Source organism: Streptococcus parasanguinis, from assembly GCF_001578955.1.
Classification (GTDB): Bacteria; Bacillota; Bacilli; order Lactobacillales; family Streptococcaceae; genus Streptococcus; species Streptococcus parasanguinis_U.
The window spans coordinates 1-318 of record NZ_KQ969767.1 but is presented as its reverse complement, the minus strand read 5'-3'; the positions used below and the strand labels follow the sequence as shown (position 1 = coordinate 318).

Here is a 318-nt window from a genome sequence, read left to right as displayed (position 1 = left end):
TTTTGATAATTAGTTGACATTCTTTTAATTTTGAAATTGCTTCTGTTACTTTTCGGTCTGACATTCCAGTATGTTCAGCAATTATTTTTTGAGTTGGAGCAATTACTCTATTGTCTGCATCAATTTTTGTAAGCAAATAAAACATTACTCGCATATCATGCATTGTTAAATTATCATTTTTACTTAATTTTTCAGCTCCTTCGACAGTTGTTGCAAACCACTTTACATTTTTTACTTGTCCATATCTTGCCATAAAGAACACCTATGCCTTTCTTTGTAATTAAATAGAACATTTGTTCTGTTTAATTATATCATAAA

At 28.3% G+C, this 318-nt stretch carries 1 protein-coding gene; it reads right to left on the bottom strand.

Annotation, left to right across the window (positions count from 1 at the left end; genetic code table 11):
• Nucleotides 1–253: replication/maintenance protein RepL (locus SPADD19_RS11150; RefSeq protein WP_164905878.1), on the bottom strand; the 253-nt coding region annotated here is incomplete at its 3' end.
• Between the last annotated feature and the right edge of the window lie 65 nt (nucleotides 254–318).